This is a genomic window from Streptococcus oralis (genome assembly GCF_015561235.1).
GTDB lineage: Bacteria > Bacillota > Bacilli > Lactobacillales > Streptococcaceae > Streptococcus > Streptococcus oralis_BK.
Genome location: NZ_JADMTC010000001.1, coordinates 595,954 through 613,682, shown reverse-complemented (window position 1 = coordinate 613,682; position 17,729 = coordinate 595,954). Strand labels below are relative to the sequence as shown.

The window sequence follows — 17,729 nt, the reverse complement described above, 5'->3', positions numbered from 1 at the left end:
AGAAATTCATGTCTATAAATCAAACATACCATAATTTTTGTTTGGATTTTATGGGGCATGCGAGTAGTTTTCTCGGTATAATAGTCCCATAGAAGATAAGGAGGTAGGAATATGCAGATGTATTTTGGAGATGTGTCACTTTGCTATAGTTATTCATTGGCAATGGCACTGGATGCCTATGGTTATGACTTTAAAGCAGAGTTTTTAGAGGCAATTATGGTGATGGGAAATGGCGCTAGTATCGTGAAGGAAGATGAGGTGCACCCTTTAGTATTCTTTGATAATGGAATGCCAGACCTTTCCATCTCCCATTCCTTAAATATACTTGGGTTTGACTATGAGGACTTCTATCTAAAGGATAAATCAGAAGTAGATTTGGAAGAGGTTAAAGGAAAGTTGGAAATATTTCTGTCCAATGGACCTGTCGTACTGGGACCTCTTGATATGGGCCATCTGACCTACAATCCCAATCACACAATCCTTTATGGCGTGGATCACTTCGTAACCGTGTATGACATTGATGATCAGTATCTCTATTTGCATAATCCAGCTGGTTTTGCCTGTATGAAGGTTGCTTTTAATGACATATTAGAAGCTTGGAAGGCGGAGGCTATTGACTATAAGCGTGGAGCATACTCCATGTGGGGAAATTTTAAGAAGGTCAAGAGTCCTAGTCAGACTGAAATCTATCAGGAAACAGCAAGGATTATGAAAAACCGATATCTGAATGGTCAAAACAGTGTTTTGGAATGCTATGCAAAAGCAGTTGCTGAAAATGGCTTAAATACAGAGCAAAAACAATTGCATCAGTATTTCAGCTTCAAACTTGCGGCTGTTCGAAATCTCTATCTCAGTCAATTCTTAAAAGATCATGATCCAGAAGGGGCAAGATTAAAAGAGGAATTGGCTACTCTATTTGGCCAAGCCCACCTTTCATGTTTAAAAGAAGATTACCAAGAACTATCCCACTTGCTCTATCGGATAGCAGAAGTGGATGGTCTCTTTAAAGATTTATATGTAAATAAGCAAGTCTAGGGGCGCTCCTAACTTTTATAAAATGGCAAGTAAAAGCAGTTTTTCGTAAAATGAAGAACTGCTTTTTGATTGTGGTATAATGAAGTAAGAAAATAGCTTATTCTACTTGAAAATGAAGGGAGAACTCCTATGCCTAGACCAAAAACAAAAGAGGAGCTAGTGTTAGCCTCTAAGGAAAACTATAAAAAGTTCAATCACTTTATCTCTAAATTAAGTGAAGAGGAGCTACAGACTCCTTTTGATTTTTCAAAAGACCAAAAGAAAAAAGAAGCTCACTGGAAAAGAGATAAAAATCTGCGGGATGTCCTGATCCATCTCTATGAATGGCATCAGTTACTTTTAACCTGGGTACATTCCAATCAAAAGGGTCATGAAAGACCTTTTCTCCCTGAACCTTATAATTGGAAAACTTATGGGGAAATGAATGTCGCTTTTTGGAAGAAGCACCAGAGAACGTCCTTAGAAGAAGCGACCAAACTCCTCAATCAATCGCATAAAGAGGTTTTAGAGTTGATGGAAGGCTTCAGCAATGACGAATTGTTCACAAAAGGTGTCTATAAGTGGACGGGAGGAACAAGTCTAGGTTCCTACTTTGTCAGTAGCACCTCCAGTCACTATGACTGGGCTCTGAAAAAACTCAAAGCTCATCAGAAAAATTGCAAGAGCAACTAGATGAATTGATAATGAGGTTTAGAAAAGGTTCTTCTAAGCTTCGAATAGCTTGGTTCTTGTTATTTTAGAGCTATTCTAACTTTAGAATCCTTCAAAAATTAAAATTTAAGGCTATCATAGACTTAGAATAGCTCTAAAACATTTATTTTATTGTAATTCTAAGTTTAGAATTACATATATATCTATGAAGTCAGAGCGTTCGATAGTTAGGATTATTCTATTCTGAAAGATTTGGGCTGTCAAAAGGCTAGGAGAGTGATTTGTAAGTATACTTGTATCATTTTGTTGTGATTATTGTATATCAAATAGATGGAATAAATTGCTTGGCTTTGCTTTCTTACTTTATGCTATAATAGTCATAAAGCTTTTTCAGAAAGGAAAACTTCAAATTGCCCTACAAATTTCTACTCTTCGACCTTGACCACACCTTGCTTGATTTTGATGCTGCTGAGGATGTGGCTCTGACCCAACTTCTAAAAGAAGAAGGAGTTGCAGATATCCAAACCTACAAAGATTATTACGTTCCCATGAACAAGGCTCTCTGGAAAGACTTGGAGCAAAAGAAAATTAGTAAACACGAGCTGGTTAACACGCGCTTTTCTCGTTTATTTGCTCATTTTGGACAGGAAAAAGACGGTAGTTTTCTAGCCCAGCGTTACCAATTTTACCTCGCTCAACAAGGTCAAACTTTTTCAGGCGCACATGAACTTTTAGACAGCCTCATCGAACGTGATTATGACTTGTATGCTGCGACAAATGGCATTACTGCCATTCAGACGGGTCGTCTGGCTCAATCAGGTCTGGCTCCCTATTTCAACCAAGTCTTTATCTCTGAGCAGTTGCAAACTCAAAAACCTGATGCACTATTCTATGAAAAAATTGGTCAAGAGATTGCTGGATTTGATAAAGAAAAAGCGCTGATGATTGGAGATTCCCTAACAGCAGATATTCAAGGTGGCAATAATGCTAGGATTGACACTATCTGGTACAATCCCTATCATCTAGAAAATAAGACGCAAGCCCATCCGACTTACGAAGTCCATTCTTACCAAGACTTGCTGGATTGTTTGGATAAACTGTAAAAAGTGGTTTAGATAGCCACTTTTTGCTATAATAGAAGCAGTAAAAACGAAGGAGTTGGCGATGCAACACTCATCTTGGCATGCTTTAATTAAGGAGCAATTACCTGAGGGGTTTTTTGGGAAAATCAATCAGTTTATGGAGCAAGTCTATGCTCAGGGAACTGTTTATCCGCCCAAGGAAAAGGTTTTTCAGGCTCTCTTGACAACACCGCTTGAAGAGGTTAAGGTGGTGATTCTAGGGCAAGACCCCTATCACGGACCAGGTCAGGCGCAGGGCTTGAGCTTTTCTGTACCTGACTCTATTCCAGCTCCACCATCCTTGCAAAATATCTTGAAAGAATTAGCAGATGATGTCGGAGTTAAAGCATCCCATGATTTGACTGCTTGGGCTGAGCAAGGAGTTTTACTTCTCAATGCTTGCTTGACCGTTCCTGCTGGGCAGGCCAATGGTCATGCTGGACAGATATGGGAGCCCTTTACAGATGCTGTGATTCAGGTGGTCAATAATCTGGATAGGGCAGTGGTCTTTGTACTCTGGGGCGCTTATGCACGTAAGAAGAGGGCCTTGGTTACCAATCCACACCACTTGATTATCGAATCAGCCCATCCTAGTCCTTTATCTGTTTTCAGAGGATTTTGGGGTTCCAAGCCTTTTTCCAAGGCTAATGCATTTTTAAAAGAGACAGGACAAGTGCCAATCGATTGGCTTAGATAAGGAGAGAATATGCCTCAGTTAGCGACGATTTGCTACATTGATAACGGAAAAGAACTGCTCATGCTCCATCGTAATAAGAAACCCAATGATGTCCATAAAGGGAAATGGATTGGTGTGGGTGGTAAGCTAGAGAGAGGAGAGACGCCTCAGGAATGCGCGGCGCGTGAAATCTTCGAAGAAACAGGTCTGAAAGCCAAGCCTGTTCTAAAAGGAGTCATTACTTTTCCTGATTTCACACCAGATTTAGACTGGTACACCTATGTTTTTAAGGTGACGGAGTTTGAGGGTGACTTGATTGACTGCAATGAGGGGACCTTAGAGTGGGTTCCCTATGATGAAGTCTTGAGCAAGCCGACTTGGGAAGGGGACCACACCTTTGTTGAGTGGCTTTTAGAGGACAAACCCTTCTTTTCAGCTAAGTTTGTGTATGATGGGGATAAATTATTGGATACCCAGGTTGATTTTTATGAATAAAGGAGTAGAGCTATGTTACTAATCAAAAATGGTCGTGTCATGGATCCCAAGTCTGGTTTGGATCAAGTGTGTGACGTTTTGGTCGAAGATGGAAAAATTGTCAAAATTGCCCCTGAAATTAAGGAAGAAGGAGCAGAACTGATCGACGCTACTGGTCTTGTGGTTTCGCCTGGACTGGTTGATATCCATGTTCATTTCCGTGAACCTGGTCAAACACACAAAGAAGACATCCATACCGGTGCCCTAGCAGCCGCTGCAGGTGGCTTTACAACGGTTGTCATGATGGCTAATACCAATCCAACCATCTCGGATGTAGAGACATTACAAGAAGTTCTCCAGTCTGCTGCCAAGGAAAAGATTAACGTCAGAACGGTTGCAACTATTACTAAGAATTTTAATGGGCAAGACTTAACTGACTTTAAGGCGCTTTTAGAAGCTGGAGCTGTTGGTTTTTCAGATGATGGTATTCCGCTTGAGAGCAGCAAGGTTCTCAAAGAAGCCTTGGAAACTGCCAAGAAACTTGGTACTTTTGTTTGCCTTCACGAGGAAGACCCTGGTTTGAACGGTATTCTTGGTTTCAATGAAAACATTGCTAAAGACCACTTTAAGATCTGTGGTGCGACAGGTGTAGCAGAATACGCTATGATTGCGCGTGATGTTATGATTGCCTATGCAACCAAAGCCCATGTTCACATCCAGCATTTGTCTAAGGAAGAAAGTGTCAAGGTGGTGGAGTTCGCCCAAGGTTTAGGTGCACAAGTCACAGCAGAAGTAGCTCCACAGCATTTCTCAAAGACAGAAGCACTCCTATTGACTCAAGGTAGCAATGCCAAAATGAATCCTCCTCTTCGTTTGGAATCAGATCGTCGTGCCGTGATTGAAGGTCTCAAGTCGGGAGTCATTTCTGTAATCGCGACAGACCACGCGCCTCACCATACAGACGAGAAGAATGTAGAGGATATCACTAAAGCGCCATCTGGTATGACTGGTTTGGAAACCTCTCTTTCTCTTGGTCTGACTTATTTGGTGGAAGCTGGTGAGCTAAGCTTGATGGAATTGCTAGAAAAAATGACTGTTAATCCAGCTAAATTGTATAACTTTGAAGTAGGTTACTTGGCTGAGAATGGTCCAGCGGATATCACTATCTTTGATGCTAAGGCTGACCGTCTTGTGGACTCCCACTTTGCTTCAAAAGCAGCTAATTCACCATTTATCGGTGAAACTTTAAAAGGGCAGGTCAAATATACTATCTGTAAGGGACAAATCGTCTACCAAAACTAGATGGGATTCTGCTCTATAAACTATAAGAATAGAGAGCCTGTATGTATCCAACCCATCAATTTAAAGATAAGTTTGTCTTATTTCTGAAGATATTTTTCCCTATCCTGATTTATCAATTTACCAATTATTCTGCCTCTTTTGTCGATACAACCATGACGGGGCAGTACAATACCATGGACTTGGCAGGAGTATCAACTGCAACGAGTCTATGGAATCCTTTCTTTACTTTTTTAACAGGGATTGTTTCGGCCATGGTTCCCATTATAGGCCATCATCTAGGACGGGGTAAAAAGGAAGAAGTAGCATCGGATTTTTACCAATTTATCTACTTAGCTTTTGGATTGTCTCTGATTTTGCTTGGGATGGTAATATTCTTAGCGCCCCCGTTTTAAACCATATTGGACTAGAAGAACAAGTGGCAGCAGTTTCAGTTTCTTATCTTTGGTATTTGTCTATCGGAATTATTCCCTTGTTGCTTTTCAGTGTTATCCGATCGCTACTTGATTCACTCGGTCTGACCAAGCTATCTATGTACCTTATGCTCTTATTGCTTCCTTTAAATTGTGGATTTAACTATTTGTTAATTTACGGTGGCTTTGGTTTTCCAGAGTTAGGGGGAGCAGGAGCAGGCTTAGGTACTTCCCTAGCTTACTGGTGCCTCCTTGGAATCTCTGTCATCATTCTTTTAAAACAGGAAAAGTTACAAGAGTTTCATTTGGAAAAACCGCTTCCGCTTAATCTAGTGAAGATCAAAGAAGGGATTCGTTTGGGTTTACCAATCGGTGGTACAGTTTTTGCTGAGGTTATTATTTTTTCAGTCGTTGGTTTGATTATGGCTAAATTCTTGTCTATGATTATTGCCAGCCACCAGTCAGCCATGAACTTCTCAACTCTCATGTATGCCTTTCCTGTGAGCATTTCCTCTGCCATGGCCATAGTTGTTTCTTATGAAGTTGGTACTAAGCGTTTTGATGATGCCAAGACCTATATTAAACTTGGTCGTTGGATAGCGTTGATATTTGCAGGCTTTACCTTAAGCTTCCTCTATATCTTGAGAGATGTCGTAGCCAGTTTATATGGAAATAATCCTGACTTCATTGAACTAACATCTACCTTCCTAACTTATAGTCTATTTTTCCAGTTAGCTGACACCGTTGCAGCTCCTTTACAAGGAATTTTGAGAGGCTATAAGGATACGGTTGTTCCCTTTTATCTTGGTGTAATTGCTTACTGGGCTGTGTCTATTCCACTAGGTTTATTCTTAGACCATGTAACAACTTTGGGCGCCTATTCTTACTGGATTGGTTTGATAGCGAGTTTAGTCGTTAGTGCTATCCTCTACCAATGGCGCTTGCAAACGATTATGAAAAAAATCAACTAATTTTCGGAAAATAGCTTCAAAAACACTTTGTGAAAAAATATTCTAATCAAAGAAAATCCCTGTTTCTTCGGGGATTTCTTTTTTCTATTTTGTGAATTTTTCTTAACAAATACTTTGACAGTGTATACTAAAAAAGGTAAAATAGTAAGGTAAGAACAATGTTAGAAAGGCAAGATTATGTCAACTTTAGATAAAAATCTTTTGCTAGAGATGTTCCGTAAGATGGAAGAAATCCGTCGCATGGACTTAAAAATTGCTCAGTTAGTGAAAAAGGGAAAAGTTCCTGGTATGACTCACTTCTCTGTCGGAGAAGAAGCTGCTAACGTCGGAGCGATGCTGGCTCTTAATCCAGATGATCTGATTACCTCAAATCACCGTGGACACGGGCAAGCTATTGCTAAGGGGATTGACCTCAACGGAATGATGGCTGAAATCCTTGGGAAATATACTGGAACCTGTAAAGGAAAAGGTGGTTCCATGCACATTGCTGACCTTGATGCTGGTAACCTTGGTGCCAATGGTATCGTAGGTGGTGGTATGGGAATCGCTGTCGGTGCAGCCCTCAGTCAGCAAATGCAACATACTGGTAAAATCGTTGTCTGCTTCTTTGGAGATGGTGCGACCAACGAAGGTGTTTTCCACGAAGCAGTGAATATGGCTTCTATTTGGAAACTTCCTGTTATTTTCTACTGCATTAACAACGGTTATGGGATTTCTGCGGATATCAAGAAAATGACCAATGTGGAGCATATCCATCAACGTAGTGCTGCTTATGGAATCCCAGGAATGTTTATCGAAGATGGAAACAATGTCATCGACGTTTATGAAGGATTTAAGAAAGCAGTAGATCATGTTCGTGGTGGCAATGGCCCAGTCTTGATCGAAAGTGTAACCTATCGCTGGCTTGGTCACTCATCATCTGACCCTGGTAAATATCGTACGCGTGAAGAAGTGGATTTGTGGAAACAAAAAGACCCAATCGAAAACCTTCGCAAATACCTCATTGAAAACAATATTGCAAGTGCAGAAGAATTGGAAGAAATTCAAGCACAAGTCAAGGAAGCAGTAGAAGCTTCTGTTAAATTTGCAGAAGAAAGCCCATTCCCACCACTAGAATCAGCATTTGAAGATATTTACGCAGACTAAGGAGAAAGAGATAAAAATGGAAACAAAAACAATGTCGTTCCGTGACACCATTATCCTTGCTATGTCTGAGGAAATGCGTCGCGATGAAAATGTATTCTTGATGGGAGAAGACGTCGGTGTCTTCGGAGGAGACTTCGGAACTTCTGTTGGAATGCTCGAAGAATTTGGTCCAGAACGTATCCGTGACTGTCCGATTTCTGAAGCTGCTATCTCAGGTGCAGCAGCAGGAGCAGCCATGACAGGACTTCGTCCAATCGTCGATATGACCTTCATGGACTTCTCGGTTATTGCCATGGATAATATCGTCAACCAAGCTGCTAAAACACGTTACATGTTTGGTGGAAAAGGTCAGGTTCCAATGACTATCCGATGTGCAGCTGGTAACGGAGTTGGTTCTGCAGCTCAGCACTCTCAGTCTCTAGAGTCTTGGTTTACACACATCCCAGGTCTTAAGGTTGTAGCTCCAGGTACGCCTGCTGACATGAAAGGACTGCTCAAGTCTTCTATCCGTGATAACAACCCAGTTATCATTCTTGAATACAAGTCAGAATTTAACCAAAAAGGGGAAGTTCCAGTTGATCCAGACTACACAATCCCACTTGGAGTTGGTGAAATCAAACGTGAAGGTACAGATGTAACAGTCGTTACTTATGGTAAAATGCTTCGTCGTGTGGTTCAAGCTGCTGAAGAATTAGCAGAAGAGGGAATTTCAGTTGAAATTGTGGACCCACGTACCCTCGTTCCGCTTGATAAGGATATCATCATTAACTCAGTGAAGAAGACTGGTAAGGTGGTGCTTGTCAACGACGCCCACAAAACAAGTGGCTATATTGGAGAGATTTCAGCTATTATTTCAGAATCAGAAGCATTTGATTATCTAGATGCACCAATCCGCCGTTGCGCCGGAGAGGATGTGCCAATGCCTTACGCACAAAATCTAGAAAATGCAATGATTCCAACCGTTGAAAGCATCAAAGATGCCATCCGTAAAACCTATAACAAAGAATAAAATTGCATAAAATAAATTATGTAAAAACAGTTTTTAACTTTAGCAACTTGAGATATGTTTTGTATCTAAGTTATTTGTAAAGTTGCGACAGAAGGGAGTCGAATCGATTATATTCGACGAACGACTTAGTAAGTCTACTAGGTTGACGGCCTGATAGCGGCAACCGTAGTAACTTGAGACACGTTCCGTGTCCAAGTTACTTGTAGAGTTGAACACGGGCTAAAAGCTCAGAAAAAAGATAAATCTTCTTGACTCCATCGAAGCCTGTGTAGATTTTCTATTTTTCAGTCGCTTTTTACGCCCTTAGTATCATAATTAGAATTGGAGAGGTCATGGCTGATGACAAGCTAAGAGCGACTCCTGCGGCTAGAAAGTTAGCGGATGATCTAGGGATCAACCTCTACGACGTTTCTGGCTCAGGTGCAAACGGTCGTGTCCACAAAGAAGACGTGGAAACTTATAAAGACACAAATGTGGTTCGCATTTCGCCACTTGCAAAACGAATTGCCCTCGAACATAACATTGCTTGGCAGGAAATCCAAGGAACAGGCCATCGTGGCAAGATCATGAAGAAGGACGTTTTGGCCTTGCTTCCTGAAAATATCGAAAACGATACCATCAAGTCTCCTGCTCAAATCGAAAAAGTGGAAGAAGTTCCAGACAATATCACTCCTTATGGTGAGATTGAGCGTATTCCGATGACTCCAATGCGTAAGGTAATCGCCCAACGTATGGTTGAATCCTACCTAACTGCGCCAACCTTCACGCTCAACTACGATGTCGATATGTCTGAAATGCTAGCTCTTCGTAAGAAGGTTCTTGAACCAATCATGGAAGCAACTGGTAAGAAAATTACGGTTACTGATCTTCTTTCACTGGCTGTTGTTAAGACATTGATGAAACATCCTTACATCAACGCTTCATTGACAGAAGACGGCAAGACCATTATCACTCATAATTATGTCAACCTTGCTATGGCAGTTGGAATGGATAATGGATTGATGACACCTGTAGTTTATAATGCTGAAAAGATGAGCTTATCAGAGTTGGTTGTAGCCTTCAAAGATGTCATTGGTCGTACCTTGGATGGTAAATTGGCTCCAAGTGAACTTCAAAATTCGACATTCACAATCAGTAACTTGGGAATGTTTGGTGTTCAATCTTTTGGCCCGATCATTAATCAACCCAACTCAGCTATTCTGGGTGTAAGTTCGACAATCGAGAAACCAGTTGTTGTCAATGGTGAGATTGTTATCCGACCAATCATGAGTCTAGGATTAACCATTGACCACCGTGTCGTAGATGGTATGGCTGGTGCTAAGTTTATGAAAGACTTGAAAGCTTTGATTGAGAATCCAATCTCAATGTTGGTTTAAGTCAGCTATTGTATTTTAGAGATTTAGATAAAGGAAGTAAGACATGGCCTTAGAAGTAATTATGCCAAAAGCCGGCGTGGATATGACAGAAGGACAAATCGTCCAGTGGAATAAAAAAGTCGGTGAATTTGTAAAAGAAGGAGAAATCCTTTTGGAAATCATGACTGACAAAGTCAGTATGGAATTGGAAGCCGAAGAAGATGGATACTTGATTGCCATCCTTAAAGGAGATGGGGAAACTGTTCCAGTAACTGAAGTTATCGGTTACCTTGGCGAAGAAGGGGAAAACATCCCGACTGCTGGAGCAGCTGTGCCAGAATCAAAACCTGCACCCGCAGCTAGTGCCTCAAACGACGATGGTAAGAGCGATGATGCCTTTGATATCGTTGTAATTGGTGGAGGTCCTGCTGGTTATGTTGCAGCGATTAAAGCAGCCCAACTCGGTGGTAAGGTAGCCCTTGTTGAAAAATCTGAACTCGGTGGAACGTGCTTGAACCGTGGCTGTATCCCAACTAAGACCTACCTTCACAACGCTGAAATCATCGAAAACATCGGTCATGCAGCAAACCGTGGTATCGTCATCGAAAATCCAAACTTCACTGTAGATATGGATAAACTACTTGAAACCAAGTCTAAGGTTGTCAATACTTTGGTTGGCGGAGTTGCAGGTCTTCTTCGTAGCTACGGAGTTACTGTTCATAAAGGAATTGGTACCATCACTAAAGACAAGAATGTCTTGGTCAATGGTTCGGAATTGCTTGAAACCAAGAAAATCATCCTTGCTGGTGGTTCGAAAGTCAGCAAGATCAACGTTCCTGGTATGAAATCATCACTCGTGATGACAAGTGATGACATTCTTGAAATGAACGAAGTTCCAGAAAGCCTTGTTATCATCGGTGGTGGAGTTGTCGGTATCGAACTCGGTCAAGCCTTTATGACATTTGGTTCAAAGGTAACTGTTATCGAAATGATGGACCGTATCGTTCCAGCTATGGATGCTGAAGTTTCTAAGAACCTTCGCTTGATCCTTGAACGTAAAGGAATGACCATCTTAACAGGTACAAAACTGCAAGAAATTATCGAGGAAGATGGTCAACTTCGTATCAAAGTTGAAGGAAAAGACGATATCATCGCAAGCAAAGCTCTTCTTTCAATCGGTCGCGTTCCAGATCTTGAAGGTATTGGCGATGTTGAGTTTGAATTGGATCGTGGTCGTATCAAGGTTAACGAATACATGGAAACTTCTGTTCCAGGTATCTATGCACCAGGTGATATCAATGGTACTAAGATGTTGGCCCACGCTGCCTTCCGTATGGGAGAAGTAGCAGCTGAGAATGCGCTTAAAGGAAACCACGTCGTAGCGAAACTTAACTTGACTCCTGCAGCCATTTACACTCTTCCAGAAGTAGCAGCAGTAGGTTTGACCGAAGAACAAGCCCGTGAGAAATACGATGTTTCTATCGGTAAATTCAACTTTGCGGCGAACGGACGTGCCATTGCATCTGATGCTGCTCAAGGATTCGTTAAAGTCATTGCAGATAAGAAATACGGTGAAATACTTGGTGTTCATATCATTGGTCCTGCAGCTGCAGAATTGATCAACGAAGCGTCAAGCATTATTGAAATGGAAATTACTGTCGAAGAAATGCTGAAGACTATTCATGGACACCCAACCTACTCTGAAGTGATGTACGAAGCATTTGCGGATGTTCTAGGAATGGCCATCCATTCACCTAAGAAAAAATAAATCGAAGATAGAATAGACTGGGAAGATATTTTCCAGTCTCTATCATATAAAGGGATATCATGAAATATATTATCAATCATTCAAACGACACTGCTTTTAATATCGCCTTGGAAGAATATGCCTTTAAACACCTTTTGGATGAGGATCAAATCTTCCTTCTTTGGATTAACAAACCATCTATCATTGTTGGTCGTCACCAGAATACTATTGAAGAAATCAACCGTGATTATGTTCGAGAAAATGGTATTGAGGTAGTCCGCCGTATCAGTGGTGGTGGAGCTGTTTACCACGATTTAAACAACCTCAACTACACCATCATTTCAAAAGAAGATGAAAACAAGGCCTTTGACTTCAAGAGCTTCTCAACTCCAGTTATCAATACCTTGGCTCAACTAGGCGTTAAAGCTGAGTTCACAGGCCGTAATGACCTTGAGATTGATGGCAAAAAATTCTGTGGCAATGCCCAAGCTTATATCAATGGACGTATTATGCACCATGGTTGCTTGCTCTTTGACGTTGATTTATCAGTCCTTGCTAACGCCCTCAAGGTTTCAAAAGATAAATTTGAATCAAAAGGTGTGAAATCCGTTCGTGGCCGTGTAACCAATATTATCAATGAATTACCAGAAAAAATCACAGTTGAAGAATTCCGAGACTTGCTACTGGAATACATGAAAAAAGAGTACCCAGAGATGACTGAATATGTTTTTTCTGAACAAGAATTGGCTGAAATTAACCGTATCAAGGATACCAAGTTTGGAACTTGGGACTGGAACTACGGTAAATCACCTGAATTTAACGTTCGTCTTGGAACAAAATTTACCAGTGGTAAGGTTGAAGTTTTTGCCAACGTCCTTGAATCAAAAATCCAAGACATCAAGATCTATGGCGACTTCTTTGGTATCGAAGACGTTGCAGCTGTAGAAGATGTCCTTCGTGGAGTGAAATACGAACGTGAAGATGTCCTTAAAGCCCTTCAAACGATTAATTTAGGCCGTTATTTCGCAGGAATTACTGCAGAAGAAATTGCAGAGGCTGTGGTTGACTAAATTAAAAGAGGCTGGGACAAAAAGATTTTGATTTTAGGAATTCTTTATTATAAATTTTAAAAATCGATAGATTAGACAAAAAAGCGAACAAGACAGAATTCTGAGTGTCAGATAACTGATTTTGTTCGCTTTTTATATTTAAAGTTAGACATTTGTCCCAGACACTTTTATCTTAAACTTGATATTCAAAAATAATGAGTGTAGAATATAGAGGAAGTCTGAAGCAAAAAGGGGATCAAATTCAATGATGAAAGTTCCAGTTGAAAATCTTGGTCTATTTGAACAGTTAGATCGTATCGTAGTGGCTTTTTTTAAGAAGCAACAATCTACCAGTCCTTATGATTTAAATATCAGTATCACACAAGGACACCATGACCAGAAAAATCAAGAGCTAGAACCATTAGGCTATCAAGCTGTCCAACTACCATTAGGAATGGCTTTAGATAATATCATTCAGCAACCTCACTATAAAAACTTAATCATTGGTGGGCTTGCTCCCGACGAAATTATGGTCAATAAAGAAGAATTAATGCCTTTGAAAGATATCGTGGATAGTTTTTGTATTATGTACGCTGTAGCGAATAACAGACTAGAAAATAGTAAGGCTTATGAATTAATGAAAGATAAGACGGTTTATTTTATTGGTAAACTATTTAGAGATTTTCCAAAAGCCGGTGATGAGATTGCTTATTTAGGGATTGATCGAATAGCGAGCGATGGTACACCATATGAAGCAGTTAAATGCTTTTTAACGGAAGAGAGTGCAGAGAAGTACAATGGTGAAAAAGGACCGATCACCCCTGCAAACTTGGCCTATCTAAAATCATTCTGGGGAAAACCAATTATTATTGAGCCACACCGTAATTATTGGATCGAATTTTTATAGAAAGAATAAAAGAGCGTAAGATTCTATCAAAGATCTACGCTCTTTTTCTAACATTTAATGTGTTACATAATTTATATTACGTAAAATCACAAGCTATCCAACGCATTTTTCTGTTCATCATTAACGATATGGGTATAGAGATCAGTGACTTGTGTGCTTGCGTGGCCTAGCTGATGGCTGACCAAAACTTGAGATTTAGTTGCATCATAGAGCCTAGTTGCTAGGGTATGGCGGAGTTTATGGGGTGTTACACGAACTTTGAAGTCCTCAGAGTACTTTGCGACCATTTTTTCAACACTGGAAGCATCGATACGATTGGGAACACCTCGGTAGAGTGTCAGAAAGAGTGCTGTATCTGTTTTTTCTGTCTTATAGCGTTGATTCCGAATGGCGAGATAATTTTCTAGATAAGGCTTGGCGAAAGCAGCGACATTAACCGAGTCACGTTTGCCACCTTTTCGAGTGACATCAATAACCATCATCTTGAGATTGAGATCTCTTAGATCCAGATTAACAGCTTCAGATAAGCGGACACCAGACGCCAAGAGAAGGGCAATAATAGCTAAATCACGTTCTTTATTTTTATTGAATGATGAGAGAGCGCGATTTGAGAGTTGTTGAGGGTACTCTTGGTCGATATAAGTTAGAAACCCCTCAGTTTCATCACCCAAAAAAAGTTTTTGCTTGATGTTTTCAGCTCTAGCAGCAAGTGTTTCTTTCTTTTTCTTGGTTGAAACTTTCTTCATTACATTGCGATAGAAATAGGGTTCCCCTTGGTCGTTTTCAACTTCCTCAGTTAGATATTTGTAAAGACTGGAAAGTGCTGATAAGGTTCGATTGATGGTTGTCTGTGAAACGCCTTGTTTGGTTGTATTAGCATTGAGCAAAGGACGCTCTCGAAGATAAAGGATAAAGGATTCCATATCTTTCTTTGACATGTTTTCCAAGACAGATAAAGGAATATCAGCAATTTTATCAGCATTTGAAATCCCAGACTCTAAAACCCAGCTGAAAAATCGATCATATTCCTTGAGGTATTCGTACAAGGTTGTAAAACTATAAGGAACAGCAAGCTTAGATTGGTAGTATTCCAGAACATACCAGGGCATGATTTGTTTTAGTTTGTCGATTCGTTCTAGTAAAATCTCACGTTTCATGATTTTCTCCCTAAATTAGTCTACTAGTAGTATAGCATAGACTTATATATTTTTCAAGAAAATTATAGTTTTTCGGAAAGATGTTATAAGTGTTTGATGAATTCTAGAAAAAACAAAGACCTGATTCTGCAATCATAAGAAACAGGTCTTTTGTGTGTATGTAATCCGGCAAAACAACAATAAGTCATGCTTGTATTTTGATTTCTCTATAATATTTCAATTGCCATTTTTCCTTTGCTGTCTTTTGTCGAAAGAATATTTTTACGGATAGCCACCTCGCGTTTGGAATTATGATGTATGTCCTCCTTAGCAAATAACTTTTCCAAAGAATAATACTGTTTCCAACAAAATCAGCTACCGACTATACTCATCTTTTTTATGTATTACCATATAACAGGATACCAAGATGACGAAAATTTTAATCAGGTAGGTTTCGTATAGATCAGTATCTATGGTTAGCTGAGACAAGACATTAATGATAGAATGTGTCATAACGCAAATCCAAAGATTCTTTGTTTTGATATAAAGAGCTGAGAGTATGAAAGAATTTGTCAGCAATCCAAATAAAAACGGTAGAGTTTGCAGTATTGCTAGGGAACCATCTATGTAAAAGAACAATAGATGCCAAAGCGCCCAGCTGAAAAAAGTTGAGATTGTTGAGTAAAAATATGGTAGCTTCTCTTGTAAGATTGGTTGAAAGACATATCGCCATCCAATCTCTTCTATACCACCAAAGACAATAAATTTGAAGAACATCAAAAATGGGAGATACCAGCTAAATTCTATTATTTTCCCACCAAACATTAGAAAAGAAAAATCAAGGATAATAAGGAAAAAAGATAATAAATAGTGTTTATAACTGGTATGAATCTTCAAAAAATCTTTTACAATCTTCTCAAAATGAATATGAAAATAGTGATTTGCAACAATTATTCCCCAAAGAGCTGAAGAAATCCCACCAACAATGATTCCTAAAATAGTTAATAGATTGGAATGAATAGAAAAAAGATTCAAGAGAAAGAAAAGGAGACAAGCTGATACTATTTGGCTAAATGTGCCTAGCAAATATACCGCAATTGCCTTATTTCTTTTCATAGAGAATCCTATCAAAAAATATTTTACGTAAAATAAATTATGTAAACGAAAACTTATAACAACAAATCTTTTACTTTTCCAATTTCACTTTTTGGAATCACCAGGTGAATCATATCACCCAGATACATTCTAGTTGAGCCGTTAACTGTTTGGCTTTTGCCATTATGGACTTGGGTGGTGATGAGTACGTTATGTGGCAAGTTGAGCTCGTGAACCTGTTTTCCAGCGATTTTGTCAGACACAGGGATTTCAATGAGGGTGACTTCTCCTTCGTCTATTGCTTCTTCTGGTAGCATTTTTTCCAGCATGGCCTCATAGACTGGAGCACCCTTGAGTAGATCCATGACGATGTAAGCAACCAAGGTCACTAAGCCAAGTGGCATGAGGTTTCGAATGTCCCCTACCATCTCAGTAACAAGTATCATAGCAGTTAAGGGAGCCTTGGAAATCGCCCCAAAGTAGCCACTCATTCCTAAAATGACAAATATAGGGAATTGTTGCTGACTGACAAGTCCAAGATTGACACAAATGGCACCAACTAGGGCACCAAGTAAGGAACCAAGCGCCAGAATGGGAAGGAAAATTCCTCCTGGGAGGCCACTTCCATAGCTAATCATGCTCCAAACAAAGCGAATCAAAAAGTAAGCTAATAGAACCTGAAAACTAAAATCTTGCTCAGTCAAAGAAAGAACGACCTGATTCCCACCACCAAGGATTTGTGGCAAGAAAATCCCAACTGGTAGGACGAGGATAAAGGCCAAGATTGGATAATAAGCTTTATCCAAATGGATTTTTTGACCAATCCAGTCACAAACTCGACCGACATTGAGTACAGCTTTCTCATAGAGAAAACCTGATAGCCCGAGAAAAACTCCCATAAGGAGGTAAATCCAATACTGGTCTAGGGTCATGAGAGGAATGTTGTCTGGCATATCCAGTACGGGTGTTAGGCCAAATATGAGTAGTGAGACAAAGTTTGCTACGAGACTAGCTGCTAGAGTTGAGACCCAGAAAAAGCGTGAAAAATGGTGGTAAACTTCTTCTATAACAAAGAGGAGACCTGCGATTGGTGCATTAAAGGCAGCTGCTAGTCCTGCAGCAGCCCCACTTGCAATCAAGGAACGTTCCTCTACTGGGCTGGATCTGAGCCACTTGGCAATACCTTTACCACCGACCGCTCCAAGTTGAATACTTGGCCCTTCTCGTCCTAACATAAGTCCACTGGCAATAGCAAGAATACCTAAAATATATTTTTTCCAGAGAATGCCCCACCAGTTGAGAGTCATGAGACCTTTTAGTTCAGCTTCGACTTGAGGAATTCCTGAACCCTTGATATCTTTTTCCGATCGAGTTAATTTCGCACTGAGCCAGCTAACAATTAAATAAAATAGACTAATGATAAAAAGATTGCGGACTAGGTGCGCTTGACCTTGATAGAGTCCTTGTATCAGGTGGAAGCCCTTTTCGATTAAGAAACGAAAGGATCCGACGATGAGCCCGACGACAAGACCAACAATGACTCCTCGCCCAACTTGGGATAATATGGTGCTTGAGGCAAAGGCAAATTCTTTCTTGGAACTGAGTGTTTCTGACTGTTCCTCCATAATCATTTCCTCTTACTTAT

General features: G+C 40.1%; 15 protein-coding genes and 1 pseudogene. 13 read left to right on the top strand and 3 right to left on the bottom strand.

Going from position 1 to position 17,729, the window contains the following annotated elements; all coding sequences use genetic code 11:
- The first annotated feature begins 111 nt into the window (after positions 1-111).
- The 13 genes and pseudogenes from I2H52_RS03175 (at position 112) to I2H52_RS03115 (ending at position 13,853) form a co-directional block, all read left to right on the top strand.
- The gene (locus I2H52_RS03175; RefSeq protein WP_195594194.1) at positions 112-1,035 is read left to right on the top strand and encodes a peptidase; all 924 of its coding nucleotides are present in this window, start codon (positions 112-114) and stop codon (positions 1,033-1,035) included.
- Between the two features lie 129 nt (positions 1,036-1,164).
- The gene (locus I2H52_RS03170) at positions 1,165-1,707 is read left to right on the top strand and encodes a ClbS/DfsB family four-helix bundle protein (RefSeq protein WP_195594190.1); all 543 of its coding nucleotides are present in this window, start codon (positions 1,165-1,167) and stop codon (positions 1,705-1,707) included.
- A gap of 389 nt (positions 1,708-2,096) precedes the next feature.
- Positions 2,097-2,789, top strand: coding sequence for a YjjG family noncanonical pyrimidine nucleotidase (locus I2H52_RS03165; protein ID WP_195594187.1), 693 nt, complete (start codon positions 2,097-2,099; stop codon positions 2,787-2,789).
- A gap of 61 nt (positions 2,790-2,850) precedes the next feature.
- Entirely contained in the window at positions 2,851-3,504 is a 654-nt protein-coding gene (locus tag I2H52_RS03160; RefSeq protein WP_195594185.1) for a uracil-DNA glycosylase, read from the top strand.
- A 9-nt stretch (positions 3,505-3,513) separates the two neighbouring features.
- The gene (locus tag I2H52_RS03155; protein WP_195594182.1) at positions 3,514-3,978 is read left to right on the top strand and encodes an NUDIX hydrolase; all 465 of its coding nucleotides are present in this window, start codon (positions 3,514-3,516) and stop codon (positions 3,976-3,978) included.
- 12 nt (positions 3,979-3,990) lie between these two features.
- On the top strand, positions 3,991-5,259 hold the full coding sequence (locus I2H52_RS03150) for a dihydroorotase (protein WP_195594179.1): 1,269 nt from the start codon (positions 3,991-3,993) through the stop codon (positions 5,257-5,259).
- 41 nt (positions 5,260-5,300) lie between these two features.
- Positions 5,301-6,640: pseudogene (locus I2H52_RS03145) on the top strand (MATE family efflux transporter).
- A 177-nt stretch (positions 6,641-6,817) separates the two neighbouring features.
- Positions 6,818-7,786: a thiamine pyrophosphate-dependent dehydrogenase E1 component subunit alpha gene (locus I2H52_RS03140; RefSeq protein WP_195594176.1), complete on the top strand. Its 969-nt coding sequence runs from the start codon at positions 6,818-6,820 to the stop codon at positions 7,784-7,786.
- A gap of 16 nt (positions 7,787-7,802) precedes the next feature.
- Positions 7,803-8,795: an alpha-ketoacid dehydrogenase subunit beta gene (locus tag I2H52_RS03135; protein WP_000448704.1), complete on the top strand. Its 993-nt coding sequence runs from the start codon at positions 7,803-7,805 to the stop codon at positions 8,793-8,795.
- Between the two features lie 332 nt (positions 8,796-9,127).
- The gene (locus I2H52_RS03130; RefSeq protein WP_045617150.1) at positions 9,128-10,171 is read left to right on the top strand and encodes a dihydrolipoamide acetyltransferase; all 1,044 of its coding nucleotides are present in this window, start codon (positions 9,128-9,130) and stop codon (positions 10,169-10,171) included.
- A gap of 43 nt (positions 10,172-10,214) precedes the next feature.
- The gene (lpdA, locus tag I2H52_RS03125) at positions 10,215-11,918 is read left to right on the top strand and encodes a dihydrolipoyl dehydrogenase (RefSeq protein WP_195594173.1); all 1,704 of its coding nucleotides are present in this window, start codon (positions 10,215-10,217) and stop codon (positions 11,916-11,918) included.
- 59 nt (positions 11,919-11,977) lie between these two features.
- The gene (locus I2H52_RS03120; RefSeq protein ID WP_195594170.1) at positions 11,978-12,967 is read left to right on the top strand and encodes a lipoate--protein ligase; all 990 of its coding nucleotides are present in this window, start codon (positions 11,978-11,980) and stop codon (positions 12,965-12,967) included.
- Between the two features lie 244 nt (positions 12,968-13,211).
- On the top strand, positions 13,212-13,853 hold the full coding sequence (locus tag I2H52_RS03115; protein WP_045617146.1) for a hypothetical protein: 642 nt from the start codon (positions 13,212-13,214) through the stop codon (positions 13,851-13,853).
- Between the two features lie 86 nt (positions 13,854-13,939).
- On the opposite strand, the gene xerS is transcribed toward I2H52_RS03115, so the two are convergent.
- The 3 genes from xerS to I2H52_RS03100 form a co-directional block, all read right to left on the bottom strand.
- Entirely contained in the window at positions 13,940-15,010 is a 1,071-nt protein-coding gene (gene xerS / locus I2H52_RS03110; protein ID WP_045617143.1) for a tyrosine recombinase XerS, read from the bottom strand.
- 354 nt (positions 15,011-15,364) lie between these two features.
- Positions 15,365-16,105 carry a CPBP family intramembrane glutamic endopeptidase gene (locus I2H52_RS03105; RefSeq protein ID WP_045617142.1) on the bottom strand — a complete coding sequence of 247 codons (741 nt, stop codon included), beginning with the start codon at positions 16,103-16,105 and terminating at the stop codon, positions 15,365-15,367.
- A gap of 53 nt (positions 16,106-16,158) precedes the next feature.
- On the bottom strand, positions 16,159-17,709 hold the full coding sequence (locus I2H52_RS03100) for a ClC family H(+)/Cl(-) exchange transporter (protein ID WP_195594167.1): 1,551 nt from the start codon (positions 17,707-17,709) through the stop codon (positions 16,159-16,161).
- Positions 17,710-17,729: the final 20 nt, after the last annotated feature.

Coding starts and splice junctions, on each gene's coding strand:
- I2H52_RS03175 (WP_195594194.1), top strand. CDS start 112: ATGCAGATGTATTTTGGAGATGTGTCACTTTGCTATAGTTATTCATTG.
- I2H52_RS03170 (WP_195594190.1), top strand. CDS start 1,165: ATGCCTAGACCAAAAACAAAAGAGGAGCTAGTGTTAGCCTCTAAGGAA.
- I2H52_RS03160 (WP_195594185.1), top strand. CDS start 2,851: ATGCAACACTCATCTTGGCATGCTTTAATTAAGGAGCAATTACCTGAG.
- I2H52_RS03155 (WP_195594182.1), top strand. CDS start 3,514: ATGCCTCAGTTAGCGACGATTTGCTACATTGATAACGGAAAAGAACTG.
- I2H52_RS03150 (WP_195594179.1), top strand. CDS start 3,991: ATGTTACTAATCAAAAATGGTCGTGTCATGGATCCCAAGTCTGGTTTG.
- I2H52_RS03140 (WP_195594176.1), top strand. CDS start 6,818: ATGTCAACTTTAGATAAAAATCTTTTGCTAGAGATGTTCCGTAAGATG.
- I2H52_RS03135 (WP_000448704.1), top strand. CDS start 7,803: ATGGAAACAAAAACAATGTCGTTCCGTGACACCATTATCCTTGCTATG.
- I2H52_RS03130 (WP_045617150.1), top strand. CDS start 9,128: ATGGCTGATGACAAGCTAAGAGCGACTCCTGCGGCTAGAAAGTTAGCG.
- lpdA (WP_195594173.1), top strand. CDS start 10,215: ATGGCCTTAGAAGTAATTATGCCAAAAGCCGGCGTGGATATGACAGAA.
- I2H52_RS03120 (WP_195594170.1), top strand. CDS start 11,978: ATGAAATATATTATCAATCATTCAAACGACACTGCTTTTAATATCGCC.
- I2H52_RS03115 (WP_045617146.1), top strand. CDS start 13,212: ATGATGAAAGTTCCAGTTGAAAATCTTGGTCTATTTGAACAGTTAGAT.
- xerS (WP_045617143.1), bottom strand. CDS start 15,010: ATGAAACGTGAGATTTTACTAGAACGAATCGACAAACTAAAACAAATC.
- I2H52_RS03105 (WP_045617142.1), bottom strand. CDS start 16,105: ATGAAAAGAAATAAGGCAATTGCGGTATATTTGCTAGGCACATTTAGC.
- I2H52_RS03100 (WP_195594167.1), bottom strand. CDS start 17,709: ATGGAGGAACAGTCAGAAACACTCAGTTCCAAGAAAGAATTTGCCTTT.